General features: G+C 67.4%; 22 protein-coding genes. 16 read left to right on the top strand and 6 right to left on the bottom strand.

Translation table 11 applies throughout. From position 1 onward, the window contains the following. Window positions 1-97 precede the first annotated feature (97 nt). From rpsT to mutM, 3 genes are all read right to left on the bottom strand, one after another. Window positions 98-367, bottom strand: coding sequence for a 30S ribosomal protein S20 (rpsT, locus tag E3C22_RS19200; protein ID WP_134763488.1), 270 nt, complete (start codon window positions 365-367; stop codon window positions 98-100). A 228-nt stretch (window positions 368-595) separates the two neighbouring features. Beyond that, window positions 596-1,369, bottom strand: a complete 774-nt coding sequence (locus tag E3C22_RS19195) for an enoyl-CoA hydratase (protein WP_134763487.1) — start codon at window positions 1,367-1,369, stop codon at window positions 596-598. Window positions 1,370-1,497: 128 nt separating this feature from the next. Next, entirely contained in the window at window positions 1,498-2,391 is an 894-nt protein-coding gene (gene mutM / locus E3C22_RS19190; protein WP_134763486.1) for a bifunctional DNA-formamidopyrimidine glycosylase/DNA-(apurinic or apyrimidinic site) lyase, read from the bottom strand. A 160-nt stretch (window positions 2,392-2,551) separates the two neighbouring features. On the opposite strand from mutM, the gene ubiE reads away from it, so the two are divergent. The 6 genes from ubiE to dut all read left to right on the top strand — a co-directional run bounded on the left by ubiE (window position 2,552) and on the right by dut (window position 7,472). Next, on the top strand, window positions 2,552-3,331 hold the full coding sequence (ubiE, locus tag E3C22_RS19185; RefSeq protein WP_134763485.1) for a bifunctional demethylmenaquinone methyltransferase/2-methoxy-6-polyprenyl-1,4-benzoquinol methylase UbiE: 780 nt from the start codon (window positions 2,552-2,554) through the stop codon (window positions 3,329-3,331). Between the two features lie 117 nt (window positions 3,332-3,448). Continuing rightward, the gene (gene ubiB / locus E3C22_RS19180; protein WP_134763484.1) at window positions 3,449-5,035 is read left to right on the top strand and encodes a 2-polyprenylphenol 6-hydroxylase; all 1,587 of its coding nucleotides are present in this window, start codon (window positions 3,449-3,451) and stop codon (window positions 5,033-5,035) included. Window positions 5,036-5,102: 67 nt separating this feature from the next. Further along, entirely contained in the window at window positions 5,103-5,396 is a 294-nt protein-coding gene (locus tag E3C22_RS19175; RefSeq protein ID WP_167591830.1) for a FitA-like ribbon-helix-helix domain-containing protein, read from the top strand. Continuing rightward, window positions 5,393-5,791, top strand: coding sequence for a type II toxin-antitoxin system VapC family toxin (locus E3C22_RS19170; protein WP_245515075.1), 399 nt, complete (start codon window positions 5,393-5,395; stop codon window positions 5,789-5,791). The genes E3C22_RS19175 and E3C22_RS19170 overlap by 4 nt, the downstream gene beginning before the upstream one ends. Continuing rightward, a complete protein-coding gene (gene coaBC, locus E3C22_RS19165) occupies window positions 5,788-7,008 on the top strand; it encodes a bifunctional phosphopantothenoylcysteine decarboxylase/phosphopantothenate--cysteine ligase CoaBC (protein ID WP_134763482.1) in 1,221 nt (406 codons plus the stop codon). The genes E3C22_RS19170 and coaBC overlap by 4 nt, the downstream gene beginning before the upstream one ends. After that, complete coding sequence (gene dut / locus E3C22_RS19160) at window positions 7,005-7,472, top strand: dUTP diphosphatase (protein WP_206026988.1); 468 nt, start codon at window positions 7,005-7,007, stop codon at window positions 7,470-7,472. The genes coaBC and dut overlap by 4 nt, the downstream gene beginning before the upstream one ends. A gap of 154 nt (window positions 7,473-7,626) precedes the next feature. Here the strand turns inward: dut and E3C22_RS19155 are convergent, their stop codons facing one another. Then, window positions 7,627-8,427 carry a GGDEF domain-containing protein gene (locus tag E3C22_RS19155; RefSeq protein ID WP_134763481.1) on the bottom strand — a complete coding sequence of 267 codons (801 nt, stop codon included), beginning with the start codon at window positions 8,425-8,427 and terminating at the stop codon, window positions 7,627-7,629. Between the two features lie 387 nt (window positions 8,428-8,814). Here E3C22_RS19155 and cysK point away from each other — a divergent pair, with 387 nt between their 5' ends. The 7 genes from cysK to msrA all read left to right on the top strand — a co-directional run bounded on the left by cysK (window position 8,815) and on the right by msrA (window position 16,224). Beyond that, a complete protein-coding gene (gene cysK, locus E3C22_RS19150) occupies window positions 8,815-9,807 on the top strand; it encodes a cysteine synthase A (protein ID WP_134763480.1) in 993 nt (330 codons plus the stop codon). A gap of 34 nt (window positions 9,808-9,841) precedes the next feature. Next, window positions 9,842-10,339 carry a DUF6653 family protein gene (locus tag E3C22_RS19145; RefSeq protein WP_134763479.1) on the top strand — a complete coding sequence of 166 codons (498 nt, stop codon included), beginning with the start codon at window positions 9,842-9,844 and terminating at the stop codon, window positions 10,337-10,339. A gap of 226 nt (window positions 10,340-10,565) precedes the next feature. Further along, on the top strand, window positions 10,566-12,221 hold the full coding sequence (locus tag E3C22_RS19140; protein ID WP_134763478.1) for a hypothetical protein: 1,656 nt from the start codon (window positions 10,566-10,568) through the stop codon (window positions 12,219-12,221). Between the two features lie 133 nt (window positions 12,222-12,354). Continuing rightward, window positions 12,355-14,109, top strand: a complete 1,755-nt coding sequence (locus E3C22_RS24575) for a hypothetical protein (protein WP_167591829.1) — start codon at window positions 12,355-12,357, stop codon at window positions 14,107-14,109. A gap of 16 nt (window positions 14,110-14,125) precedes the next feature. Continuing rightward, entirely contained in the window at window positions 14,126-14,893 is a 768-nt protein-coding gene (locus tag E3C22_RS24570; protein ID WP_167591828.1) for an OmpA family protein, read from the top strand. A gap of 103 nt (window positions 14,894-14,996) precedes the next feature. Continuing rightward, window positions 14,997-15,422 carry a GlcG/HbpS family heme-binding protein gene (locus E3C22_RS19130; protein WP_134763477.1) on the top strand — a complete coding sequence of 142 codons (426 nt, stop codon included), beginning with the start codon at window positions 14,997-14,999 and terminating at the stop codon, window positions 15,420-15,422. A gap of 187 nt (window positions 15,423-15,609) precedes the next feature. Next, entirely contained in the window at window positions 15,610-16,224 is a 615-nt protein-coding gene (msrA, locus tag E3C22_RS19125; RefSeq protein WP_134763476.1) for a peptide-methionine (S)-S-oxide reductase MsrA, read from the top strand. Between the two features lie 79 nt (window positions 16,225-16,303). On the opposite strand, the gene E3C22_RS19120 is transcribed toward msrA, so the two are convergent. Further along, window positions 16,304-16,978, bottom strand: a complete 675-nt coding sequence (locus tag E3C22_RS19120; protein ID WP_134763475.1) for an SDR family oxidoreductase — start codon at window positions 16,976-16,978, stop codon at window positions 16,304-16,306. Window positions 16,979-17,193: 215 nt separating this feature from the next. Between E3C22_RS19120 and dps the strand changes: the two genes are divergently transcribed. Together dps and E3C22_RS19110 are read left to right on the top strand one after the other, a co-directional pair. After that, complete coding sequence (dps, locus tag E3C22_RS19115; protein WP_134763474.1) at window positions 17,194-17,703, top strand: DNA starvation/stationary phase protection protein Dps; 510 nt, start codon at window positions 17,194-17,196, stop codon at window positions 17,701-17,703. Between the two features lie 138 nt (window positions 17,704-17,841). Further along, on the top strand, window positions 17,842-19,149 hold the full coding sequence (locus tag E3C22_RS19110; protein ID WP_134763473.1) for a cation:proton antiporter: 1,308 nt from the start codon (window positions 17,842-17,844) through the stop codon (window positions 19,147-19,149). Between the two features lie 535 nt (window positions 19,150-19,684). Here the strand turns inward: E3C22_RS19110 and fsa are convergent. Then, window positions 19,685-20,338, bottom strand: coding sequence for a fructose-6-phosphate aldolase (fsa, locus tag E3C22_RS19100; protein WP_134763472.1), 654 nt, complete (start codon window positions 20,336-20,338; stop codon window positions 19,685-19,687). A 278-nt stretch (window positions 20,339-20,616) separates the two neighbouring features. Here fsa and E3C22_RS19095 point away from each other — a divergent pair, with 278 nt between their 5' ends. After that, on the top strand, window positions 20,617-22,806 hold the full coding sequence (locus E3C22_RS19095) for a primosomal protein N' (RefSeq protein WP_245515074.1): 2,190 nt from the start codon (window positions 20,617-20,619) through the stop codon (window positions 22,804-22,806). Window positions 22,807-22,817 lie beyond the last annotated feature (11 nt).

The following is a 22,817-nucleotide window of genomic DNA, read 5'->3' as shown; positions in this document are numbered from 1 at the left end:
TCGCCGCCTTTGCTCAACGGATTCGTAATCGGTCGATAGCGGAATCAAAAAAGCCCGGCCGTTAGCCGGGCTCCGATACAGCCAGTGGAGGTGATTTTCAGGCTTCGCCAATGGCTTTGACGCGGTGCGAAAGGCGCGAGATCTTCCGCGACACGGTGTTGCGGTGGAACACCCCCTTGGAAGCGGCGCGGCGCATCTCGGGCTCGGCGGCGCGGAAGGCTGCCACTGCAGCATCCTTGTCGCCGGACGCGATCGCTTCCTCGACCTTGCGAAGGAAGGTGCGCACCCGCGAGCGGCGGGCGCCGTTGATGGCCGTGCGGCGAGCGATCTTGCGCGTCGCCTTCTTGGCCGAAGGAGTGTTGGCCATATTCGTCTCTCTTTCCTGACCGGACCACGCAGCGCCGGCAATCGTTCAAGTGAAGGACGCGGCAGCGCAAAAAAACGGACGGCGCCCGAAAGACGCCGTCAAGTGGCGCGTCTTATACGGACAGGTCTTGATGACGTCAACCAGCAGATACGGCTTGTGATCGACGGATTTCGGCCGGCATTCCACTCTGCGCCGGCAATGCCGCGATCGGCGGCGGACCAGCCTGCGTCAGCGGTTCTTGAACTGCGGCGAGCGCTTCTGGACGAAGGCTTCCATGCCCTCGCTCTGGTCTTCGGTGGCAAACAGCGAATGGAACACCCGACGCTCGAATCGCAGCCCCTCCGAAAGCGGCACCTCGAAGGCGCGATTGACCGCCTCCTTGGCGAGCATCACCGCCGGCAGCGAGAAATTGGCGATCTTGTCGGCAGTCCGTAAAGCTTCCTCGAGCAGATCCGTCGCCGGCACGATCCTCGCAACGAGGCCGCAGCGCTCGGCCTCCTGGACGTCCATCAGCCGGCCGGTGAGGCACAGATCCATGGTCTTGGCCTTGCCGATCGAGCGGGCGAGGCGCTGGGTGCCGCCCATGCCAGGAATCACCCCGAGGGTGATCTCCGGCTGGCCGAATTTCGCGTTGTCGGCGGCAATCACGATGTCGCACATCAGCGCCACCTCGCAGCCGCCGCCGAGAGCATAGCCGGCGACCGCGGCGATGGTCGGCTTGCGGAATTCGCCGAGATTTTCCCATTCGCCCCACAGATCGGCCAGGAGGGCTTCGGGATAGTCCATCGCCTGCATGTCCTTGATGTCGGCGCCGGCGGCAAACGCCTTTTCCGAGCCGGTCAGGACGACGGCGCCGATCTTGGCGTCCATCTGGAACGCCTGCAGCGCCTGCACGATCTCGCGCATCATCTGCTGGCTGAGCGCGTTCATCGCCTTCGGACGGTTGAAGGTGACGAGGCCGACGCGCCCGCGCGTTTCAACCTTGATGGTTTCGTAGGTCATGGCGCTCCACCGGGTCTGCCGCGCCGTAAGGACGACGACGGATTTTCGCCATGCTTGGACGATCAGCGCAGCGAACGCAATACGGCGTGTCGGCGCAGCCCGCGGCCGCGTCGAAGGCGCTTTTTGCCCTATCGCTGGCAGACCGGACAAAAGAAGGTGGAGCGGCCGGACTGGACGATCCGCTTCACCATGCCCCGGCAGGTCGGCCGCCTGCAGGGCTCGTCCTCGCGGTCGTAGACGGCGAAGGAATGCTGGAAGTAGCCGAGCGAGCCGTCGGCCTGGCGATAGTCCCTGAGCGACGAGCCGCCGGCGGCGATGGCGTCGGCGATGGTCTCGCGGATGTGGATGGCGAGTTCGTCGAGCCGCTTCGTGGCAAGCCCCTTGCGTGTCACCAGCGTGCCGGCGGCGCGGCGCGGCGACAGCCTTGCCCGCCACAATGCCTCGCAGACATAGATGTTGCCGAGGCCGGCGATCAGCGACTGGTCGAGAAGCACCGCCTTCAGCGGCGCCGCCCGGCCGGCGAAGTGCGGCGCCAGCGCCTCGCCGGAAAGGACGTTGCCGGTCGGCTCGATGCCGAGATTGCGGAAATGCGGGTGCGAGGCGAATTCGCCGCGTTCGATGAGGCTCATATAGCCGAAGCGGCGCGGATCGTTGAAGATCACCCGGGCGGGTGCGCCGTCGGCAGCGACGAGCTCGAACCGGACATGGTCGTGCAGCCGCTCGCTCGAGCGGGGATGGACGAAGACCCCGGGAAGGCTTTCGCCGGCGTCGCTCTCGATCCGGAACGAGCCGGACATGCCGAGATGCATGGCGAGCACCGTGCCGCCCTCGATGTCGGCAAGGAGATATTTCGCCCGCCGTCCGAGCCCCTCGATCCGCCGGCCGGCAAGGCGCGCGGCAAAGTTCTCCGGCAGCGGGAAGCGCAGGTCCGGCCGCGCGGCGACGACGCGCTCGATCAGGGCGCCCGCCATGACCGGCTCGAGGCCGCGCCGAACGGTCTCCACCTCTGGTAATTCCGGCATCTTCGCTTAAGTCCTTCGCTCGAATGTCGGCTCCGGCGGGTCGCCTCTTGGCGTCGCGCGAAGAAGCCGCTAGGCCCGTCTTTCTCGCAGCCGAGGCGAGGCGATCGGGCGCCCGCAATATCCGCATCGGACCGATGCGTTGCAATGAAGGTCGAATGTCATGTCGCAGTCGCGCGTCGCCGGAGCCGAAGCCATGGAAACCGCCTACGGCTTCGAAACCGTCGGCGGCGGGGCCGAGAAGCAGGAGCGCGTCAATGCCGTGTTCCACCGGGTGGCCGAGCGCTACGACCTGATGAACGATCTGATGTCCGGCGGCCTGCACAGGGCCTGGAAGGCGGCGATGGTCGCCTGGCTGAGCCCGCCGCACCGGCCGGAATACCGCTTCGTCGACGTCGCCGGCGGCACCGGCGACGTCGCCTTCCGGATCGTCGAGGCGACGCGGCGGCGGGGTAAGGGCACCGTCGTCGACATCAACGCGTCGATGCTCGGCGTCGGCGCGGAGCGGGCGATCAAGCGAAAGCTCTCCGACAATCTCGCCTTTCTCGAAGGCAATGCCGAGGAACTGCCGCTTCCGGACGGCCATTTCGACGCCTATACGATCGCCTTCGGCATCCGCAACGTGCCGAAGATCGGCAAGGCGCTGGAGGAGGCCTACCGGGTGCTGAAGCCCGGCGGGCGGTTCCTGTGCCTGGAATTTTCCGAGGTCGACATGCCGATTCTCGACCGCGTCTACGATGCGTGGTCGTTCCAGGCGATCCCGCGGATCGGCGAGATGGTCGCGCGGGACCGGGAGTCTTACGAGTATCTCGTCGAATCGATCCGCCGCTTCCCCAACCAGACGAATTTCGCCGCGGCGATCCGCCAGGCCGGCTTCGAGCGGGTGAGCTACCGCAACCTCTCCGGCGGGATCGCGGCCATCCATTCGGGCTGGAAGCTCTGAGGGCATGACCGGCAGAATGGGATCCACCGTCCCACAACGATCATGCGACGAGACTAGAACGGGGGCGGCCTCGCGAACCGTCGCGACACTTTCCGACCGGGCCGAGCAAAGAGATCCGTGACAAATCCAGTAACCGGGACCTTCGCGCTGCTCAGAGCCGGCTTCGTGCTGGCGCGTGAAGGCGTCGTCGGAGCGTTTCCCGCCGAGGGGTTGCCGCCGGTGCCGGCGCTGCTCCACCGCATGGCACGGCTGATCGAGCGCAAGTCGGTCAGGCATCAGGCCCGCTCCGACCGGTTGTCGCGGGCGCTGCACCGGCTCGGTCCGTCCTATGTCAAGCTCGGCCAGTTCCTGGCGACGCGGCCCGACATCGTCGGCGCCGACATCGCCAGCGAGCTCGGATCGCTGCAGGACAAAGTGCCGCCGTTCCCGCGCGAAGAGGCGGTGGCCGAAATCGAGACCACCCTCGGCCGACCGATCAGCGACCTCTTCGTCGATCTCGGCGAGGTGGTTGGCGCGGCCTCGATCGCCCAGGTCTATAAGGCGCGGGTTCGCGACCGCGACGGGATCGAGCGTTTCGCCGCGGTGAAGGTGATCCGGCCGGGAATCCGCGCCAGATTCCGCCGCGAGCTCGCGACCTTCGCCTTCATCGCAAGGTTTCTGGAAAAATTCGTCGAGGCTTCGCGCAGGCTCCGCCCGGTGGCCGTCGTCGAGACGCTCACCCAGTCCACCCGCATCGAGATGGATTTGCGGCTGGAGGCGGCGGCCTCGTCGGAGATGGCCGAGAACATCGTCCGCGACAAGGGGTTTCGCGTTCCCTCGATCGACTGGGAGCGGACCGGCCGCGACGTCATCACCATGGAGTGGATCGACGGCATCAAGCTGTCCGACGTGGCCGGCGTGGTGGCCGCCGGCCACGACACCAAGAAGATCGGCGTCACCGTCGTCCAGTCTTTCCTGCGCCATGCCATGCGCGACGGCTTCTTCCATGCCGACATGCATCAGGGCAATCTGTTCGTTGCCCCGGACGGCACCATCGTCGCGGTCGATCTCGGCATCGTCGGGCGGCTGTCGCGGGATTCTAAGCGCTTCCTCGCCGAGATCCTCTACGGCTTCATCCAGCGCGACTACCGCCGCGTCGCCGAGATCCACTTCGAGGCCGGCTACGTGCCGCGCACTCAGGACGTCGCGAGCTTCGCCCAGGCGCTGCGGGCGATCGGCGAGCCGATCTACGGCCAGCCGGCCGAGACGATCTCGATGGGCCACCTTCTGTCGTTGCTCTTCGAGGTCACCCAGCTGTTCGAGATGCAGACGCGGCCGGAACTCGTGCTCCTGCAGAAGACCATGGTCGTCGTCGAGGGTGTGGCGCGAACCTTCGATCCGAAGTTCAACATGTGGGTCGCCGCCGAACCGGTGGTCTCCGACTACATCATGACGGAGCTCGGGCCGGCGGCGAAGCTGCAGGAGGCAAGGGACGGGATCGAGGCCGGGCTGAAGCTTCTGCGCAAGGCGCCGGAGCTCGCCGTCGGGCTGGAGATCCTCGGCCGCGAGCTCCCCGAACTGATCGAGAACGGTATCCGGCTCAACGACGACACGCTCTACGACCTCGTCCAGGACGGCAAGGCGAGCATCATCCTCGGCCATGTCGAGCGCTGGGTGATCGCCATTGCCCTGGTCACGATCGCTGGGGCTCTGGTCTTCGGGTGAGGCGAGGGCAGGCGCGTTGCCGGGCGCGTGGGACGCGGCTAAATAGAGACCGAGCGAAATCGCGACGGTGTCGCAAGCCCTGCCGGAGGATACCGTGGCGAGCCTGACGATCGACCATCTCGACGATGCCGTTATGCGCAGGCTGGAGGGCCTGGCAAAAGCGCATGGTCGCTCCGTGGTGGATGAGGCACGCGAACTGATCTCCACCGTCGCCGCAGAGCCGGAAGCAGCACAGGTCCGGCGGGAATGGGACGAGGACAAGGAGAGGCGGTTGCAGCGGATCCTTTCCCTCGGAGAAAAGCCGAAAGAGCCCTTTGACCAGAAGGCCTACACAGACGAACTCTGGAATTTCGTCGAGTGATCGCGGTCGATAGCTCCGCTTTCGTTGCGATCGTGACGGCAGAAGAAGAGGCGGCCAATTTCGCCAGAACCCTGCTCATGGAGGATGCGGCGATCTCTGCCGCCACCCGTCTTGAACTGGCCATCGTCGTTCACGGTAAGCTCGGAGCGAACGGCACCCGGCGGCTGGATGAAATCCTGAAAGAGATGGACGTGCAGACCATGGATTTCACCGAAGCTCAGTCCGTCATCGCCGCCGATGCCTGGCGGCGCTACGGTCGAGGTTCAGGCAGCCCCGCAAAGCTCAATTTCGGCGACTGCTTTTCCTATGCACTGGCACGCTCGCTCGACGTGCCGCTGCTCTTCAAGGGCGACGACTTCGCCCTGACCGACATCACGGCGGCGCTGGTCCCATGAGCACGCTTTCCGACAAGCGCATCCTCCTCGTCATCGGTGGCGGCATCGCGGCCTACAAGTCGCTCGACCTCATCCGCCGGCTGAGGGAGCGCGGCGCGGCGGTGACGCCGGTGATGACCGCGGCGGCGGCGGAGTTCGTCACGCCGCTTGCCGTCGGCGCGCTCGCCGCAAGGCGTGTCTATTCGGATCTCTTCGACCGCGAAGACGAGCAGGATGTCGGTCACATCCGGCTTGCCCGCGAGCATGACCTCGTCATCGTCGCGCCGGCGACGGCGGACCGCATGGCACGGCTGGTGACCGGGCTCGCCGATGATCTTGCCGGGGCGATCCTGCTTGCCACCCGCGCGCCCGTCCTGATGGCGCCGGCGATGAACCCGGCGATGTGGAGCCACACGGCGACCCGGCGCAACCATCTGCAGCTGATCGAGGACGGCGTCCGCTTCGTCGGGCCGGGCAAGGGCGAGATGGCCGAAAAGGGCGAGGCGGGGACCGGTCGCATGGCCGAGCCGCTGGGGATCGTCGCGGAAGTCGAGGCGATTCTTGCGCCCCCCGCAAGGCCGCTCGCCGGCCGCTCGGCGATCGTCACCTCAGGGCCGACCCACGAGCCGATCGACCCGGTGCGCTACATCGCCAACCGCTCCTCCGGCCGGCAGGGCCATGCGATCGCCGAAGCCCTGCGCGATGCCGGCGCAAGCGTGACGCTCGTCTCCGGTCCCGTGTCGCTTCCCGATCCGGACGGCATGGTCGTTCGCCATGTCGAGACGGCGGGGCAAATGCTTGGGGCGGTCGAGGCGGCGCTGCCCGCCGACGTCGCGGTCTTCGTCGCGGCCGTGGCGGACTGGCGTGTGGCGACGGAAAGCAGCCGCAAGATCAAGAAGACCGGCGAGGGGGCCCCGGCCCTGGCTCTTGCCGAGAACCCCGACATCCTCGCGACCATCGGCCATCATGCCGAGCGTCCGGGCCTCGTCATCGGCTTTGCCGCCGAGACCGACGACCTCCTGGAAAACGCCCGTTCGAAGCTCGCCAGGAAGGGCGCCGACGCGATTCTCGCCAATGACGTCTCGCCGGCCGGCGGCGTCATGGGCGGGGCGGACAACACCATCCGCCTCGTCACCGCCGAGGGGGTCGAAGACTGGCCGACGCTGGCAAAATCCGCCGCGGCCAAACGGCTCGCCGCCTGGATCGCCGCGAGGCTCGGGCGGAAGGGCTCGGCATGACGATGAAGGACGACGGCAGGATCGCGGTCGGCGTCGTCCGTCTCGCCCACGGGCAGGATGCGCCGCTACCGGTCTATGCTAGCAGCGGGGCCGCCGGCGCCGACCTCTGCGCAGCGCTCGCGACGCCGCTGGTCCTGAAGCCGGGCGCCCGGGCGCTGGTGCCGACAGGCCTTGCTGTCGAGCTGCCGGACGGCTTCGAAATGCAAATCAGGCCGCGCTCGGGCCTCGCCGCGAAACATGGCGTGACGGTGCTCAACAGTCCCGGCACGGTCGACAGCGACTATCGCGGCGAGGTGAAGGTCATCCTGATCAATCTCGGCGACGCGGATTTCGAGATCGCGCCCGGCGAGAGGATCGCCCAGGCGGTGATCGCCCCGGTCACCCGGGCCGAATTCCGTCTCGTCGACATCCTCTCCGGCACGGCGCGGGGCGAGGGCGGCTTCGGCTCCACCGGCCGGAACTGACAGGCCACGACGCATTCCGGCGATGATGGATGCCGCCGGAACGGCGAAAGGCCGCACGGGGCGGCCTTCCAATCTTGCTTGCGAGAGTTCGTAGACCGCAGGCGACTGGTCTGGATCTCACCTGAAGCCACTGACCCTGCAGGATTTTCTACGATCAGCCTGCCAGCCGCGCGGCCGGCTCGCCGTCGAGCCCGCGCAGCCGGCTGCGGCCCTGAGCGGAGACGCTGGTGATGGTGCAGCGATTGCGGCCGCCTTCCTTGGCCTTGTAGAGATTGGCGTCGGCGGCTTCGTAGAGCCTCTCGAAAGGCTGCGGGTTGCGCAGGAAAACGCCGCCGATCGAGACCGAAAGCTGGGTGCCGTTGGTGCCCGAGCCAACATAGATGCGGTTGATCGCCATGCGGAGGCGCTCGGCGACCATTTCGCCCTGCTCGGCCGTGCCGCAGGGCAGCGACAGCACGAATTCCTCGCCGCCCAGCCGGCCGACCGCATCGCTCTGGCGCACCAGCTTCTTCAGCGTCGCGGCGATGCGCTTCAGGGCGACGTCGCCGACCGGGTGGCCGAGCCGGTCGTTGATCCGCTTGAAGTGGTCGGCATCGACGATGAGCAGCATCAGGCCCTTGTCGACCTGGCCGGAGAGATCGCGCAGATGGCTGCGGAATTTCCGGTCGAAGCCCTGCCGGTTAAGGACGCCGGTCAGCCGGTCGGTCATCGCCGCCCGCATCAGCCCGTCATTGTCGGCATAGAGCGACGAGACGCGGAATGCGAGATAGGCGAGATAGGGAAGGACGCTCGCCGCGGTCACGCAAAGCGTGAAGCCGACCGCCGGCATCAACACTGCCTGCCCGTAGGACTTGAAGAACCAGAGGGCGAGGGCGGTCGCCGCGAGGATCACCACCACCGCAAGGAGGATGAACTCACCGCAAACGGTTTTAGTTCGTTCCGATGATTGTTGCATGATCTTGTCCTAAGCTGCCGATAGAGCTGTGATTTTCTTGGCAATCAGCAAAGGATGCCTGCCTCTCCTTGAAGATTGGCTGTGTTTTGGCGGCAAAAATTGATTCAAATCCGGAAGAATGCTCTGCCGGATCGCGGCGGATCGGTGGAAAGCTGTTCCCGGGCCGGTGGCGCTTTGGGAAAAACCGGCCTCCAAGAAGCCCTGTCGCCGTCCTATGTTGGCTCGAAGCGACGCTTCGCCGCATGGCGCTTGCTTGCGCCCACGTCGCGCCGGGCCGGGCGAAGCTCCGTCAGGGACGGATCGCCAATCTCGCTCCGGCGCCTGCCAATGGCGGCGTCGCGGCAATATCTCTGCCGGCACAGGGCCGGTCGAACAACGGAGGAAATCATGGACAAGCCGGTCACCGACGGTCTTCCCCGCACCAAGGGACGAGGCCGGATCTACGATTCCATCACCGACACGATCGGCGATACGCCGCTGGTGCGCCTGAACAAGGTGGCCAAGCAGTATGGCGTGAAGGCCAATCTCCTCGCCAAGCTCGAATTCTTCAATCCGATCGCCAGCGTCAAGGACCGCATCGGCGTCGCGATGATCGAGAGGCTGGAGGCCGACGGCAAGATCGAGCCCGGCAAGACGACGCTGGTCGAGCCGACTTCGGGTAATACCGGCATCGGCCTCGCCTTTGCCGCGGCGGCCAAGGGCTACAAGCTGATCCTGACGATGCCGGAGACGATGTCGATGGAGCGGCGCAAGATGCTGCGCCTCCTCGGCGCCGATCTCGTCCTCACCGAGGGCGCCAAGGGCATGAAGGGCGCCATCGCCAAGGCCGAGGAACTCGTCCAGGAGATCCCCGACGCGGTGGTGCCGCAGCAGTTCGAGAACCCGGCCAACCCGGAGATCCACCGCCGCACCACGGCCGAGGAGATCTGGAACGACACCGGCGGCAAGGTCGACGTGCTGGTCGCCGGCATCGGGACCGGCGGGACGATCACCGGTGCCGGCCAGGTGCTGAAGTCGCGCAATCCGGACCTGAAGGTCGTCGCGGTCGAGCCCGAGGCCTCGCCGGTGCTGTCCGGCGGCAATCCCGGACCGCACAAGATTCAGGGCATCGGGGCGGGCTTCGCGCCAGCGATCCTCGACCGCGAAATTTACGACGAGATCGTCCAGGTTTCCAACGAGGAGACCTTCGAATATGCCCGCATGGTGGCGCGGCTCGAGGGCATCCCGGTTGGGATCTCCTCAGGAGCGGCGGTGCTGGCAGCGGTGAAGGTCGGCCAGCGCGAGGAGATGGCGGGCAAGAACATCGTCATCATCATCCCCTCCTTTGCCGAGCGCTACCTCTCGACCGCCCTCTTCGAGGGCCTCGCCGAGGAGAGCTGAGCGCGGCTCGCGGGGTCGGCGAAGGGCGAGGGCGATGGACGTCTTCGCCCTTGCCGAACGCGCCATGCGCATGGACGATGCCGCTTGGGCACGCCATGCCAATCCGCTCAGCGTCTGGAGTCGGGTGGCAGCGCTGCCGCTGCTCGCAGCCGCGATCTGGAGCCGCGTCTGGCTCGGCTGGTGGTGCCTGCTGCCGGCCGCGGCCGTCGCGGCTTTCGTCTATCTCAACCCACGGCTGTTTCCGCCGCCCGCCCGAACCGACAGCTGGGCGGCGCGGGCGACCTATGGCGAGCGGCTGTTCCTCGCCCGGCGGAAAACCCCGATCCCGTCCGGCCACCGGCTTGTCGGGATGATCCTCACCGGCGTCTCCGCCGCCGGTGTCCTGCCGCTGATCTACGGCCTTGCGGTTCTGGCGATCTGGCCGACGCTTCTCGGTCTCAGCCTAGCGATGGGCGGCAAGCTGTGGTTCTGCGACCGCATGGTCTGGCTCCACCAGGACATGCGGAAAGGCGCCACCAGGACGGAGCCGTGACAAGCCGGCTCCCTCAGGAACTGAGCGTATCCTGACTTGAAAGGACTGCAGTCCGGCCATGCGCCTGGGTCCGCTGCCCCACCGCCATCTCTCCGCGAAACGTCATTTTCACTTCGCAGCGATGCTGCTATCTTCCGCAACGTTATATCACGCTGCCATTGCGAGGCTGCAGGGGGCGGAGGCCTTCTGCCCGGTTCGCTTCTGATGGAAAGGGAGATGCCGGTCGATGCGGGACGGCCTTCGACGCTGCGGCAGCATGCCGGCGATCCTCTTCGCTGGGGCGACGGCTCTGCTGGCCGCGACTCTGCCTTCTGGTGCGGCAGACTTCCGCCTCGTCCGAGACGCCTTCAGCGCCAGCCGGCAGGACCCGGTGATCGAACTCTCCGGCGTTATCGGCAAGGGCGATGCCGCCAAGCTCGCCACCCTCGTCGACACGCTCTGCCGGACCAACGACTGCGACATTCAGAACACCGCCGCGATGCTGAGCCTCAACAGCCCCGGCGGCGCCTTTACCGAGGGCATCGCGATTGCCGAGACGATGCGCGAGAAGAACGTCGCGGCGATCGTCGAGGAGGGTCATGTCTGCCTTTCCGCCTGCGCCCTCACATGGCTCGGCGGGTCGAGCTTCCATGCCACCGGCGGCGTCGGCACCTATGTCGACCGCTATGTCGAGCCGGGAGGCCGGATCGGCTTTCATTCGCCCTACATCTCGCCGGCGGCCATCGCCGCGCTGCCCGAGGCGGAGCGCCTCGACACCCAGGCGAACGGGCTTCGCCTCGGCATCTCGACCCTCGTCCGGTTTCTGGCGAACTACAATGTCGATCCGCTGGTGATCGACCGGATCGTCGCAATGGGGCCGGACGACGTGATGGCGATCGAGACGGTCGCCGACGTCGTCGCCTTCGGTGGCGAGCTGCCGCCGATTCCCGTCTCGACCCTCGGCCTTGATCGGCGCACGATCACGCGGAATGTCTGCGAGAAGCTTCTGGCGCTGCATTACCGCACGGATCTTTCGAACGTGACGGCGCTTGAGGCGGACTATCACGAATCCCCGTCCGGCAAGACCAAGGAGGGCGAGGTCTTCTACGGTTTCGACATCGACGACCGGCCGCTGACGCTGGCATTCTGTGGAGCGGGCGCGTCCCAGTCGATCCCGTCCGACGACTTCACCGTCTCGCTCGCCCGCATGGCCTGGCTCGAGGACGTCAGCGACACCTATACCGAGCCCTTCACCAGCTTCAGCTTTTCCGCCAGTGGCTGGAACCAGGCGGCCTATGACGGCCAGCGCGCCAGCCAGAGCGTTCTGAGGCTGACACCGATGGTCTCCTGGCTGCTGCCGAAGGAGATGAAGATCGCCGACCTGCCGGCGCCGGCGCGCGCCGCGATCGCCGCCGACAAGCGCGGCGTGCCGCTTCCCGCCGCAGCGCCCGGCGCGCCCGAGGCGCCGGCTGGGGCCGTTTCTGCCTCGCTCGCCGGGGTCGACGCGTCACGCTTTTCCGCCGCCGTGGTCTCGAATGCCGCGCCGCTGATCGAGGAGGCGGGCCTCAGGATCTGGCGCTTCGGCGATCTCGACGTGGAGGTGGATGTCGGCGAGGCGGCGATCTTCACGGAGGAGCGCGACCGCCGCGACGCGCTCGACCGGCGCAACGTCACCTACGACAAGAGCTTTGCCGGCGCCTTCGTCTATTCGGGTGTCGCCGCCGACCGGCGCTCGGGATTTTACAATTTCGCTCTGGACGACGGCGACGCGGCGGCGACGGTGCGCATGCGCTTTACCCTCGGCTCGGACGGCCGGGCCTCGAAGAACGCCCAGGCGCTGATCGGCCAGATCGCCTGTTCGGCGCGGTTCGGCGGTGCGGCCTTGCCCTGCGCGAAGAAATGAACCCGGCGACACGGGCGGCGCGCGCCGCTGCGCGCCTCATGGATGCGGGTTGGACGCGGGTCGGGCGCGGGCCGGGGCGACACGAATGGCTCTGGGGTTTCCACTGCCGGAAAAAAGCGACGGAAGGGCAGGCATGACAGGCGTGAACGCGTTCAAGGAGACCATCACTCGAGCCCGGCTCGCCGCGCGCAAGCGCCGTGGCGCGCTAAGAGCCGTCATGGCGCTGCTCCTCGCCGGGGCGATGGCGGCGTCTTCGCTGGAGGCCGCCCGCGCCGCCGGAGCCGACGACACGCTCGACCTCATCGAGGCACGGCTGCGCGACACCGTCGCCGACGTCCTCACCCGCAACTGCATCGGCCTGAAGGAACCGCGGCCGTTCACCGTGACCTTCTACGGCCTGCCGATCGGCGATCCGCATTTCACCCAAAACGACCGGCAGCGGGTCAACGACCTCGTCCTCAGGGGTCTGCGCGAAGCGCGGCGGGTGGCCGTCGATGTCAGCGCTGCCGCCGATGCCGGCGCGCTGGCGCCGATTTCCGGCCTCGGCACGCAGGACCAGAACCAGCTGGCCACGGCGCTGTCGCGGCTCGGCTCGTCGACCCTGCCGATCGTCCTCAAGGCGACCCGGCCGGAGCCCGGTGTCGCCAGGATCGACATGTCGGTCTTTGCCCGCGGCGCCGACGGCGCCTATGGCTGCAACCGCTCGATCGCCTTCAACCTGGCGCTGGATACGCTGGAGCCGATGGCCGACAGCCGCAGCCCGCGCGACTATCTCACCCTCGAAGGCGCCTACCGCGCAGCGCTCGACACGCTGGCACCGCGGCTGAAAAGCCTTCCCGGCGTCTATCTGAAGTCCTCCGCCGATCCCGGCTGCGCCTATCTCGACCGGGCGGCCGAGCGCTTTCAGGACGCCTATTACGGCGCCGACCAGCTGAACGTGTCTTCGGGGCTGGCAGGCCGCAACCTGCCGGACCTCCTGCTCGGCGAACCGGCGGAAGGGGACGAAACGGCAATCCTCGACCTTGCCTTCACCGTGCCGAGCCAGCCGGCCGACACGCTCGACATTCTGGCTTCGCTGAGGTCGAAGGGCCGGCTCCTGTCGCGCCAGCGCTTTTCGGTGGCGGCCGAATCCGGCGAGTTCGATGCCTGCCGCATGGTGCCGGAGGCGGTGAACGAGCCACAGCCGGATACCGTCGACACACCGGATCCGACGCCGACCGCCAGCAATGGCGAAGGGACCCCGGCCCTCGGTCTTTCCGAAACGCCGCCGGAGGTGGTGGATCCGGACGGAGCGGAGAACGGCGTCTCCACCGATCCGACGCCGCGCGCCGACGGGACGATCCCGACGGTCCCAGTGCCCGTCGAACCCGACGCCGGTCCGGACGAGCCTTCCAGTGAACTCGCCGGGCTCCCGGACGCGCCCCAGCCCGAGCCGATCGCCGTGCCCGAGCCCGTCGCGCCTTCCTGCCGGGAAGAGGGCCAGATCCTCGACTTTTCCGTCGGCCCGACGACCGGCCGCACCGGTGACCGGCTGTCCCTGCGCGCCCTCGTGCGCCAGTGCACGCCGTCCTTCTTTGCCTTCGCATCCGGCAAGGTCACGCCGATCCCGGTGCGGATCTTCGAAAAGTCGGAGACCGCCTCCGGCGCGACGGCCTACGAATCCTCGCCGAAAACCAAGGCCAAGCTCTATCTCGAGGAAGCCGATCCGCTCGGCCTCAACAAGGTGGTGCTGTTCTGTTCGAGCTGTGTCGTCGAGCCGCAGAAGCAGGATCTCGTCGGCTGGCTCGGCGGCATCAGGGGCGAACTTTCGAGCGAGCGCCGCGCCGCGGCCGCGACGCTGCCGGGCGGCGTCGGCTACGCCTTCGGCTCGGTCGAGAAGCTGCAGTGAGAAACGAAGGGAGACGATGATGACCAGGATCGCGGCGACCACGACGAGACATTCTGCTCGCGGCAGACCCGGTCGCTCAACCGCCCTTGCGGGTGCCGCGGCGGTGGCGCTTCTCCTCTGGTCGGGTCCGGCGCTCGCACAGGGCATGTCGCTCGACAGTTTCGACCTCGATTCGGTCGCCCCGAGCGATGCCGGCTCTCCGGCCGAGCCGGCGCCCGCGGCCAAGCCCTCCGGTGGCGGCCTCAGCGACTGCCTCGTCAGCGGCGGCGCCGATTGCGGCGGGGCCGCGAAGAAATCGTCGAAATCCTTCTCGCTGGACGACCTGCAGAATCTCGGCGTCATCGAGGAAGAGCCGGAACCGGTCGCCGTCACCACCGCGGCGACGCCGGAAAAGGCCGAGGAGGCCCGGGCGGCGATCGCCGTCGAGAATTCGAGGCCGCTGCCTTCGATCGATATCGAGGTGTTGTTCGCCTATAACGACGACCAGCCGCTCTCCTCCGAATACGGCAAGATCTACGAACTGGCGACGGCGCTGACCGATCCGCGCCTGGCCGACAAGCGCTTCGTGCTCCTCGGCCACACCGACGCGGCCGGCAGCGACGCCTACAATCTCGACCTCTCCCAGCGCCGGTCCGAGCAGCTGGCCGACGCGCTGGTGAGGGCCTCCGGCCTGCCGCGCAGCCGCTTCGTCACTTCGGGCCGGGGCGAGCGGGACCTGAAGAACCCCTACGACCCGGACGCCGCCGAAAATCGCCGGGTGCAGATCCTTCTCGTCGGCCGCTGAGGCGCCGTCCGCCGGTGTTTCGCTGCACTGCAGCGACGTTTCCGGCTGACAGCGCCGCCGGGATGCCTATCTTCGGGCCCGCACAAGAAGGAGATTGCCCCGCATGCTGACGCTCGAAAAAGCCCGCATCATCATCGCCGAAGCCCTCAAGGCCGGCATCGCCAAGGGCTTCAAGCCGCTGACCGTCGCCGTCCTCGATTCCGGCGGTGCGCTGATCGCGCTCGAGCGCTCCGACGGCGCATCGCGGATGCGGCCCGACATCGCCATCGGCAAGGCGAACGGCGCGATCTCTCTCGGCATGGGCTCGCGGGCGATCCACAAGCGGGCGGAGGAGCAGGCCTATTTCATCCAGGCGATGAACGCGCTCGCCAAGGGCGTTCTGGTGCCGGTGCCGGGCGGCGTGCTCATCAAGGGCGAGGGCGGCGCGATCCTCGGCGCCGTCGGCATCACCGGCGACACCTCGGACAATGACGAGGCCGCGGCGATCGCGGGCATCGAGGCGGCAGGCTTCGCCGCCGACGGCGGCTGACGGCGGCCTTTTCGGCTTGCCGCCCCGGGACCGTCGAGATCACGGGCGAATTGATGCTGCGGATGTGAAACAATCGCGGCGGCGCCGGCGAAGTTTCCTCGAAGACCTCGCCGGCCCGCCGCGGATGCCGGCGTTTTCATGCCGCGGGGCGACTGGCCCGGTGGCGGGACCGATGAAGGAGACCGGAATGAAACGCAGCTTCACAGTCGCAGGCGCCCTTGCGCTGTCCCTGAGCCTGGTTGGATTTGCGGCGCCGGCCGGCGCCCAGAAGACCGAGACGGCGATCTTCGCCGGCGGCTGCTTCTGGTGCGTCGAGAGCGACTTCGACCATCTTGGCGGCGTCCTCGACACCACCTCCGGCTATATCGGCGGCAAGGCGCAGAACCCAACCTATTACGACCACGAGGGCTTCCGCGAGGCGGTCCGCGTCACCTTCGATCCCTCGAAGGTCAGCTACGACAAGCTGCTCGAGGTATTCTGGCATTCGGTTGATCCGACCGATGCCGGCGGCCAGTTCTGCGATCGCGGGCACGCCTACACCACCGCCATCTACGCGACCTCGCAGGCGCAACTGAAGCAGGCGAAGGCGTCCGAAGCCGCGGTGAAGAAGGATCTCGGCCAGGTCGCCACCGAGGTGACCACGGCGCCGACCTTCTGGCCGGCCGAGGGCTATCACCAGGACTACTACAAGAAGAACCCGCTGAAATACCGCTATTACCGCACCGGCTGCGGCCGCAATGCGCGGGTGGAATCGGTCTGGGGCGACAAGGCCTATATGGGCATCAAGGACCATATGGGCTGAGCGTTCCGGCCCGCATGAAGACCGGGGCGCCCGCTTCCGCCTAGCGCCAGGTCTCGTCGTCTCGAAGGGCTGGGCCCGATCAGCGCTGCAGCGGCTCCACCCAGATTTCGCCGGCGAGGACGTTGTCCGGCTGCGACAGCGCGTAGATGACGGCGCGGGCGATGTCGTCCGCCTCGAGCGCGCCGGGCTTCGGCTCGTCGAAGAACGGCGTCTCGACCATGCCCGGTTCGATCAGCGTGACCTTGACCCCCTTTTCCCGCATCTCCTCGCGCAGATTGGCGCCATAGCCCGACATCGCCCATTTGGTCGCGCCGTAGACCGAACCCGGCAGCACCTTGCGGCCGGCGCCGGAACTGGTGATCAGGATGTGGCCCCTGGCGGCGATGATCGCTTCGTGCGCCGCCTTGACGGCGTACATGACGCCGAGGACGTTGGTCAGCACCATCCGCCGCCATTCCTCCGGATCGCCGCCGGCCGTGCCGGATCCCTTCGAGCCGATGCCGGCATTGGCAAAGACCGCATCGAGGCGGCCGAAGCGCTCGACGACCGCCGCGACTGCGGCCTGCTGCGAGGCATAGTCGGTGACGTCGCAGCTCAACGCTTGGGCATTGTCATCGCCGAGTTCGGCGACGAGGCCGTCGAGCTTGTCCTTCGACCGGGCGGCGAGGCCGACGGCATAGCCGGCCTCGACCGCGCGCCTTGCCGTGGCGGCGCCGATCCCGCTCGATGCGCCGGTGATGAGCAGCGTCTTCATGGCTTCCTCCTCGCTCTGTCTGGCCACGGCATCTGGGGCGGCGGACTGCGCCGAGCAACCATCCTCATTGCCAGTTGCCTGTCGGTGCGACCGGGCCGTCCGGGTGACGCGCTGTTGCGGAACCTCGCCCCGCCGGAGTGGTTATCGGGCAGGAATTGCATGGCCGGCCACGACATGCGGCCCGGCCGGTAGTGAAGTGACAGAAGGAGTTTTCCATGGCCAAGGCCAACAAGACCGGCAAGACCAAGCTGCATCCGACGAAGAACCCGATTTCCGAGAATGTCCGCGGCTCGATGGTGGAACTGCTGCAGACCCATCTCGCCACCGCCGTCGACATCACCTACCAGACCAAGCAGGCCCACTGGAACGTCAAGGGGATGAACTTCATCGCCGTCCATGAGCTGTTCGACGACCTTCACGAGGTGGTCGAGGACTATGTGGACAAGATCGCCGAGCGGCTGACGGCTCTCGGCGGCCAGGCCCACGGGACCGTGCAGGCGTCCGTCGAGAACACCATCCTCGACCCCTATCCGCTCGAGCTGGTGAAGTCCGAGGATCATCTGAAGCGCCTCGCCGACTCCTACGCCAAGTGGAGCAAGGCGGCGCAGGAGGGCCTCGAGGAAGCCGGCGAGGCCGGTGACGACCTGACCGAGGACCTCCTGACCGAGGTCGCCCGTGGCCTCGACAAGTCGATCTACTTCCTGGAAAGCCATTTCCAGGCCTGATCGGAACGCGGACGCCGGCCAATGGCTGGCATTTCCGAAGAAATCGTGGTGTTCACCTGAAGGGGCGGCGCGCAGCGTCGCCCCTTTTGCCGTGTCGCTGCCCTGACGCGGATCGACGAGCGAACGATCGGACCCGCCATGCTGACCCTTTTCGATCTGGCAGCCCTGCTTCTCGTCCTCGCGGCGCTGTTTGGCTATTTCAACAAGCGCTATCTCGACCTGCCGAGCAATGCCGGCCTCCTGATCCTCGCGCTGATTTCGTCGCTGGCGCTGATGGGCCTTTTGGCAGCCTTTCCGGATCTCGATTTTCCGGCGGCGCTGCGCGAGACCGTCGCCGGCATCGACTTCAACGAGACGCTGATGGAGGGAATGCTCGGCTTTCTGCTGTTTGCCGGGGCGCTCCATGTCGACTGGGAGGCGCTGAAATCGCGCAGCCTCTCCGTCGGGCTGATGGCGACATTCGGCGTTCTGATCTCGACGGCGATCTGCGGCTCGGGCTTCTATTTCCTCGCAGCATCGGTCGGCGCGCCGGTGGACTTCGCCTGGGCGCTGGTCTTCGGCGCACTGATCTCGCCCACCGACCCGGTGGCCGTGCTGGCGACGCTGAAGACGATCAGCGGCGTGCCGAAACGGCTCGAGATCGACATGGCGGGCGAGTCGCTGTTCAACGACGGCGTCGGCGTCGTCGTCTTCACCATCCTCGTCGGCCTCGCCACCGGCGCCTCGGGCGAGCATCTGACGGTCTCGCTGGCCGTCCAGCATTTCGCCGTCGAGGCCTTCGGCGGGGCGATCTTCGGCGCGGTGACCGGCTGGGTCGCCTACTGGATGATGCTGAAGATCGACGACTATCCGGTGGAGGTGCTGATCTCGCTGGCCCTCGTCATGGGCACCTATGCCGCCGCCCACCAGCTCGGTCTCTCGGGGCCGATCGCCGTTGTGGTGGCAGGGCTGCTGATCGGCGACCGCGGCGTCGCCTATGCGATGAGCGATCTCACCCAGCGCTATCTCCACGGCTTCTGGACGCTGATCGACGATATCCTCAACGCCCTCCTGTTCATGCTGATCGGCCTCGAACTCCTGGTCGTCGACTTTACCTGGCAGACGGCGGCCCTCGCTGCCCTGGCGATCCCGCTGGTGATCCTGGCACGCTTCTTCGCGGTCTATCTGCCGTTCCAGATCGTCCGGCTGCGCGAGCGCTTCTCGCGGGGCATCGTCGCCGTCCTAACCTGGGGCGGGGTGCGCGGCGGCATTTCTGTGGCGCTGGCGCTGTCGCTGCCCGAAGGCCCGCAGCGGGACCTCATCGTCACCGCCACCTATGCGGTGGTGATCTTCTCGGTGCTGGTGCAGGGGCTCAGCCTCGAGAGGCTGGTGAAGCGCGTCGTGCGGCCGGAGGCGGGCGATCCCTCGCGGGAGGAGGTGGCGGCTGGTGAGGGCGCGACGGGGTGAAGATGGCTGGCTGAACGGTTGGCAGGAGCCGCCGCCGTCGATCATGCGGCAGATCGGTCGGCTGAATGTCGCTGCGTGTCAACTTGAGCGGCGTGCCGTCGGTTACCCCCCTCTGTCCTGCCGGACATCTCCCCCTCAAGGGGGGAGATCGGCAGCTTCGGTGCTACCGCTCTCTCATTCGAAGCCGGAACACTTCCGCCTCACCCGATGCAGGACTGCGGTGGGATCGAAAAGAGTGAGGCGTCTGGCGCGAGATCGATCTCCCCCCTTGAGGGGGAGATGTCCGGCAGGACAGAGGGGGGTGGACCGGGCGGCAGTCTCGGCGATTCATGCGTGGACGCGGACAGCGTGCGCAAGCGCAGCTGCACCACGCCCTCGACATTCCAGGCTCACCCTGCATTTCGTCGGCAGAAAGCACTTCAGGATCAGGACAGCAGAACGGCGCGCGTAAAATCAACACACGGCAGTCCAAAAATGAAAAAAGGGGCCGCGCGGCTAAACGCGGCCCCCTGACGTCAGCAGGTGGTGCTGAAGATCAGGCGATGGTCTGGCCGGTGGCCTTCCAGTCGGCGAGGAAGGTCTCGAGGCCCTTGTCGGTGAGCGGGTGCTTGACCAAACCCCTCAGCGTTGCCGGCGGCACGGTGGCGACGTCGGCGCCGATGAGGGCGGCCTCGCGCACATGATTCATCGTGCGGATCGAGGCGGCGAGGATCTCGGTGTCGAAGCCGTAATTGTCGTAGATCCGGCGGATGTCGGCGATCAGTTCCATGCCGTCGAGATTGATGTCGTCGAGGCGGCCGATGAAGGGCGAGATGAACGTCGCGCCGGCCTTGGCGGCGAGCAGCGCCTGCACCGCCGAGAAGCAGAGCGTGACGTTGACGAGAAAGCCCTCGCCGGTCAGCTCGTTGCAGGCCTTGAGGCCGTCCATGGTCAAAGGCAGCTTGATGCAGACATTGTCGGCGATGGCGGCGAGGATCTTGCCCTCGCGGACCATTTCGCTCGCCTCGGTGGCCGTCACCTCGGCCGAGACCGGGCCGTCGACGATGTCGCAGATCTCGGCGATGATGTCCTTCATCGGCCGGTCGGCCTTCTTGATCAGCGACGGGTTGGTGGTGACGCCATCGAGCAGGCTGGCATTCGCCAGCTCGCGGATTTCGGCGACGTCGGCGGTATCGACGAAGAATTTCATGGGAGTGCCCTCCAATTCCGAACTATGGCCACGGGTCGCGGCTCTCTTATCAGCATAGATGTCCTCAAAGCCATATGGGTCGGAGGGTGGCGGTTCGAAAGGCTTGTTTGCGAAACACCGCGCTGTCGCCCATGACACGGAGCGGCTAGGCTTTCCCGATGATTCGTCGCGGATGCCGCCCGCCAGGCGGGCAAGGGCGCTGCCCAAGGGCCCGATTGCAGTGGCCGGCCGAATCGCGTGAGCAGGGTGTCCGCCTGTTCGAACGCCCGGGAGTCCCGTTGAGCTTCACCGACCAGCTCTTTCCAGAAGCCGTCGTGCCCGTCCTGGTGCCGCTGCCGAGCGGTCGGCCCTATTCCTATACCGTGCCAGAGGGCATGGATGTGAGGCCGGGCTCGATCGTCCAGGTGCCGCTCGGGCCCCGGCAGGTGGCAGGGGTCGTCTGGGACGGGCCGACGGACAAGGTCGACGCGAAGAAGCTGAGGCCGATCACCCATGTCTTCGACTGCCCGCCACTCGGCGAAACGATGCGCCGCTTCGTCGACTGGGTCGCCGAATACACGCTGTCGCCACCCGGGCTCGTCGTCCGCATGGCGCTGAGGGCGCCGGCGGCCTTCGATCCGGAGTCCTGGATCGAGGGGATCGAGGCGACGGGGGAGGAGCCCGACCGGATCACCTCGGCCCGCCGGCGGGTGATCGCCGCCGCCGAGGACGCGCCCTTCTGGTCGAAGAGCGGGCTCGCCCGCGCCGCGGGCGTCAGCGCCTCGGTGGTCGACGGGCTGATCCGGCAGGGCGTCTTTCGCACGGTGCGCTTTCCGCCGCCGCCGGCCGTCGCCGAACCCGACACCGCCTATGGCCGCGCCACCCTCAGCGAGGACCAGGCGCTGGCCGCCGGCGACCTCGTCGAAGCGGTGAGGGCCGCCGCGTTCCGGCCGATCCTTCTCGAGGGCGCCACCGGATCGGGCAAGACCGAGGTCTATTTCGAGGCGGTCGCCGCGGCCCTTGACGCCGGCAGACAGGTGCTGATCCTTCTGCCCGAGATCGCGCTCACCCAGAGCTTCATCGACCGGTTCCATGCCCGCTTCGGCGCGCCGCCGGCCGAATGGCACTCCGACGTTCCGCCGAAGAAGCGCGAGGCGATCTGGCGGCAGGTCGCCGAGGGGCGGGTGAAGATCGTCGCCGGCGCCCGCTCGTCGCTGTTCCTGCCGTTCAAGGATCTCGGCCTGATCGTCGTCGACGAGGAGCACGACCCCGCCTACAAGCAGGAGGACCGCACCTTCTATCACGCCCGCGACATGGCGGTGGTGCGCGCCTCGCTGGGCGGTCTCCCGGTGGTTCTGGCCTCGGCGACGCCCTCGATCGAAAGCCGCGTCAACGCCGAGACCGGGCGCTACGGCCATGTGCGGCTGAAGGCGCGCCACGGCGATGCGGCGCTGCCCGAACTCTCGCTGGTCGACATGCGGCGCCATCCGCCGGCACGCGGGCGCTTCGTCTCGCCGGTGCTGCAGACCGAGATCAGGAAGGCGCTTGCGCGCGGCGAACAGGCGCTGCTGTTCCTCAACCGGCGCGGCTATGCGCCGCTGACGCTCTGCCGGGTCTGCGGCCACCGCTTCCAGTGCCACAACTGCTCGACATGGCTGGTCGACCACCGCCTGCGCGGCATCCTGCAGTGCCACCATTGCGGCTTTTCCACGCCGCGGCCGGAGGCCTGCCCCGAATGCGGCACGCTCGACCATCTGGTCGCCTGCGGGCCGGGGGTGGAGCGGATCGCCGAGGAGATCGTCGAGGAATTCTCCGAGGCGCGAACCATCGTCCTTTCCTCCGACATCGCCGGCGGGCCGCGCCGGCTGCGGCGCGAACTCGAAGCCGTCGCCGACGGCGAGGCGGACATCGTCATCGGCACCCAGCTGGTGGCCAAGGGTCATCACTTCCCCAAGATGACGCTGGTCGGCGCGATCGATGCCGATCTCGGCCTCGCCAATGGCGATCCGCGGGCTGCCGAGCGGACCTTCCAACTGCTCCACCAGGTGACCGGCCGGGCCGGGCGGACCGGCCTTGCGAGCCGCGGGCTGATCCAGACCTTCCAGCCGCAGCACCCGGTGATGCAGGCGCTCGTCGCCGGCGATCCGGAGAGCTTCTACGAGAGCGAGATCGACGAGCGGCGACGCAGCGCCCTGCCGCCCTTCGGACGGCTCGCGGCGATCATCGTCTCGGCCGACAGCCGCAAGGACGCCGAGGCGCATGCCCGCGAGATCCGCGCCGCGGCGCCCGAGATGCCGGAGATCGAGATGCTCGGGCCGGCCGAGGCGCCGCTCGCCGTCGTCCGGGGACGGCATCGGTTCCGGCTGCTGGTGGAGGCGAGCCGGCGGGCGCCGATCCAGGCCTATATCCGCGATACCCTCGCCAGGGCGCCGCGTCCGCGCGGCTCGGTCCAGCTGCAAATCGACATGGACCCACAGAGCTTTCTGTGAGACATGCGATG

It is taken from the genome of Jiella endophytica (assembly GCF_004519335.1).
GTDB lineage: Bacteria > Pseudomonadota > Alphaproteobacteria > Rhizobiales > Rhizobiaceae > Jiella > Jiella endophytica.
Note: the sequence above shows the minus strand (reverse complement) of the source record. Positions and strands in the feature narration are given on the sequence as shown.

Bases quoted from the DNA above. Each gene is read 5' to 3' on its own strand.
- rpsT (WP_134763488.1), bottom strand. From the start codon at position 367: ATGGCCAACACTCCTTCGGCCAAGAAGGCGACGCGCAAGATCGCTCGC.
- E3C22_RS19195 (WP_134763487.1), bottom strand. From the start codon at position 1,369: ATGACCTACGAAACCATCAAGGTTGAAACGCGCGGGCGCGTCGGCCTC.
- mutM (WP_134763486.1), bottom strand. From the start codon at position 2,391: ATGCCGGAATTACCAGAGGTGGAGACCGTTCGGCGCGGCCTCGAGCCG.
- ubiE (WP_134763485.1), top strand. From the start codon at position 2,552: ATGTCGCAGTCGCGCGTCGCCGGAGCCGAAGCCATGGAAACCGCCTAC.
- coaBC (WP_134763482.1), top strand. From the start codon at position 5,788: ATGAGCACGCTTTCCGACAAGCGCATCCTCCTCGTCATCGGTGGCGGC.
- dut (WP_206026988.1), top strand. From the start codon at position 7,005: ATGACGATGAAGGACGACGGCAGGATCGCGGTCGGCGTCGTCCGTCTC.
- E3C22_RS19155 (WP_134763481.1), bottom strand. From the start codon at position 8,427: ATGCAACAATCATCGGAACGAACTAAAACCGTTTGCGGTGAGTTCATC.
- cysK (WP_134763480.1), top strand. From the start codon at position 8,815: ATGGACAAGCCGGTCACCGACGGTCTTCCCCGCACCAAGGGACGAGGC.
- E3C22_RS19145 (WP_134763479.1), top strand. From the start codon at position 9,842: ATGGACGTCTTCGCCCTTGCCGAACGCGCCATGCGCATGGACGATGCC.
- E3C22_RS19140 (WP_134763478.1), top strand. From the start codon at position 10,566: ATGCGGGACGGCCTTCGACGCTGCGGCAGCATGCCGGCGATCCTCTTC.
- E3C22_RS24575 (WP_167591829.1), top strand. From the start codon at position 12,355: ATGACAGGCGTGAACGCGTTCAAGGAGACCATCACTCGAGCCCGGCTC.
- E3C22_RS24570 (WP_167591828.1), top strand. From the start codon at position 14,126: ATGATGACCAGGATCGCGGCGACCACGACGAGACATTCTGCTCGCGGC.
- E3C22_RS19130 (WP_134763477.1), top strand. From the start codon at position 14,997: ATGCTGACGCTCGAAAAAGCCCGCATCATCATCGCCGAAGCCCTCAAG.
- msrA (WP_134763476.1), top strand. From the start codon at position 15,610: ATGAAACGCAGCTTCACAGTCGCAGGCGCCCTTGCGCTGTCCCTGAGC.
- E3C22_RS19120 (WP_134763475.1), bottom strand. From the start codon at position 16,978: ATGAAGACGCTGCTCATCACCGGCGCATCGAGCGGGATCGGCGCCGCC.
- dps (WP_134763474.1), top strand. From the start codon at position 17,194: ATGGCCAAGGCCAACAAGACCGGCAAGACCAAGCTGCATCCGACGAAG.
- E3C22_RS19110 (WP_134763473.1), top strand. From the start codon at position 17,842: ATGCTGACCCTTTTCGATCTGGCAGCCCTGCTTCTCGTCCTCGCGGCG.
- fsa (WP_134763472.1), bottom strand. From the start codon at position 20,338: ATGAAATTCTTCGTCGATACCGCCGACGTCGCCGAAATCCGCGAGCTG.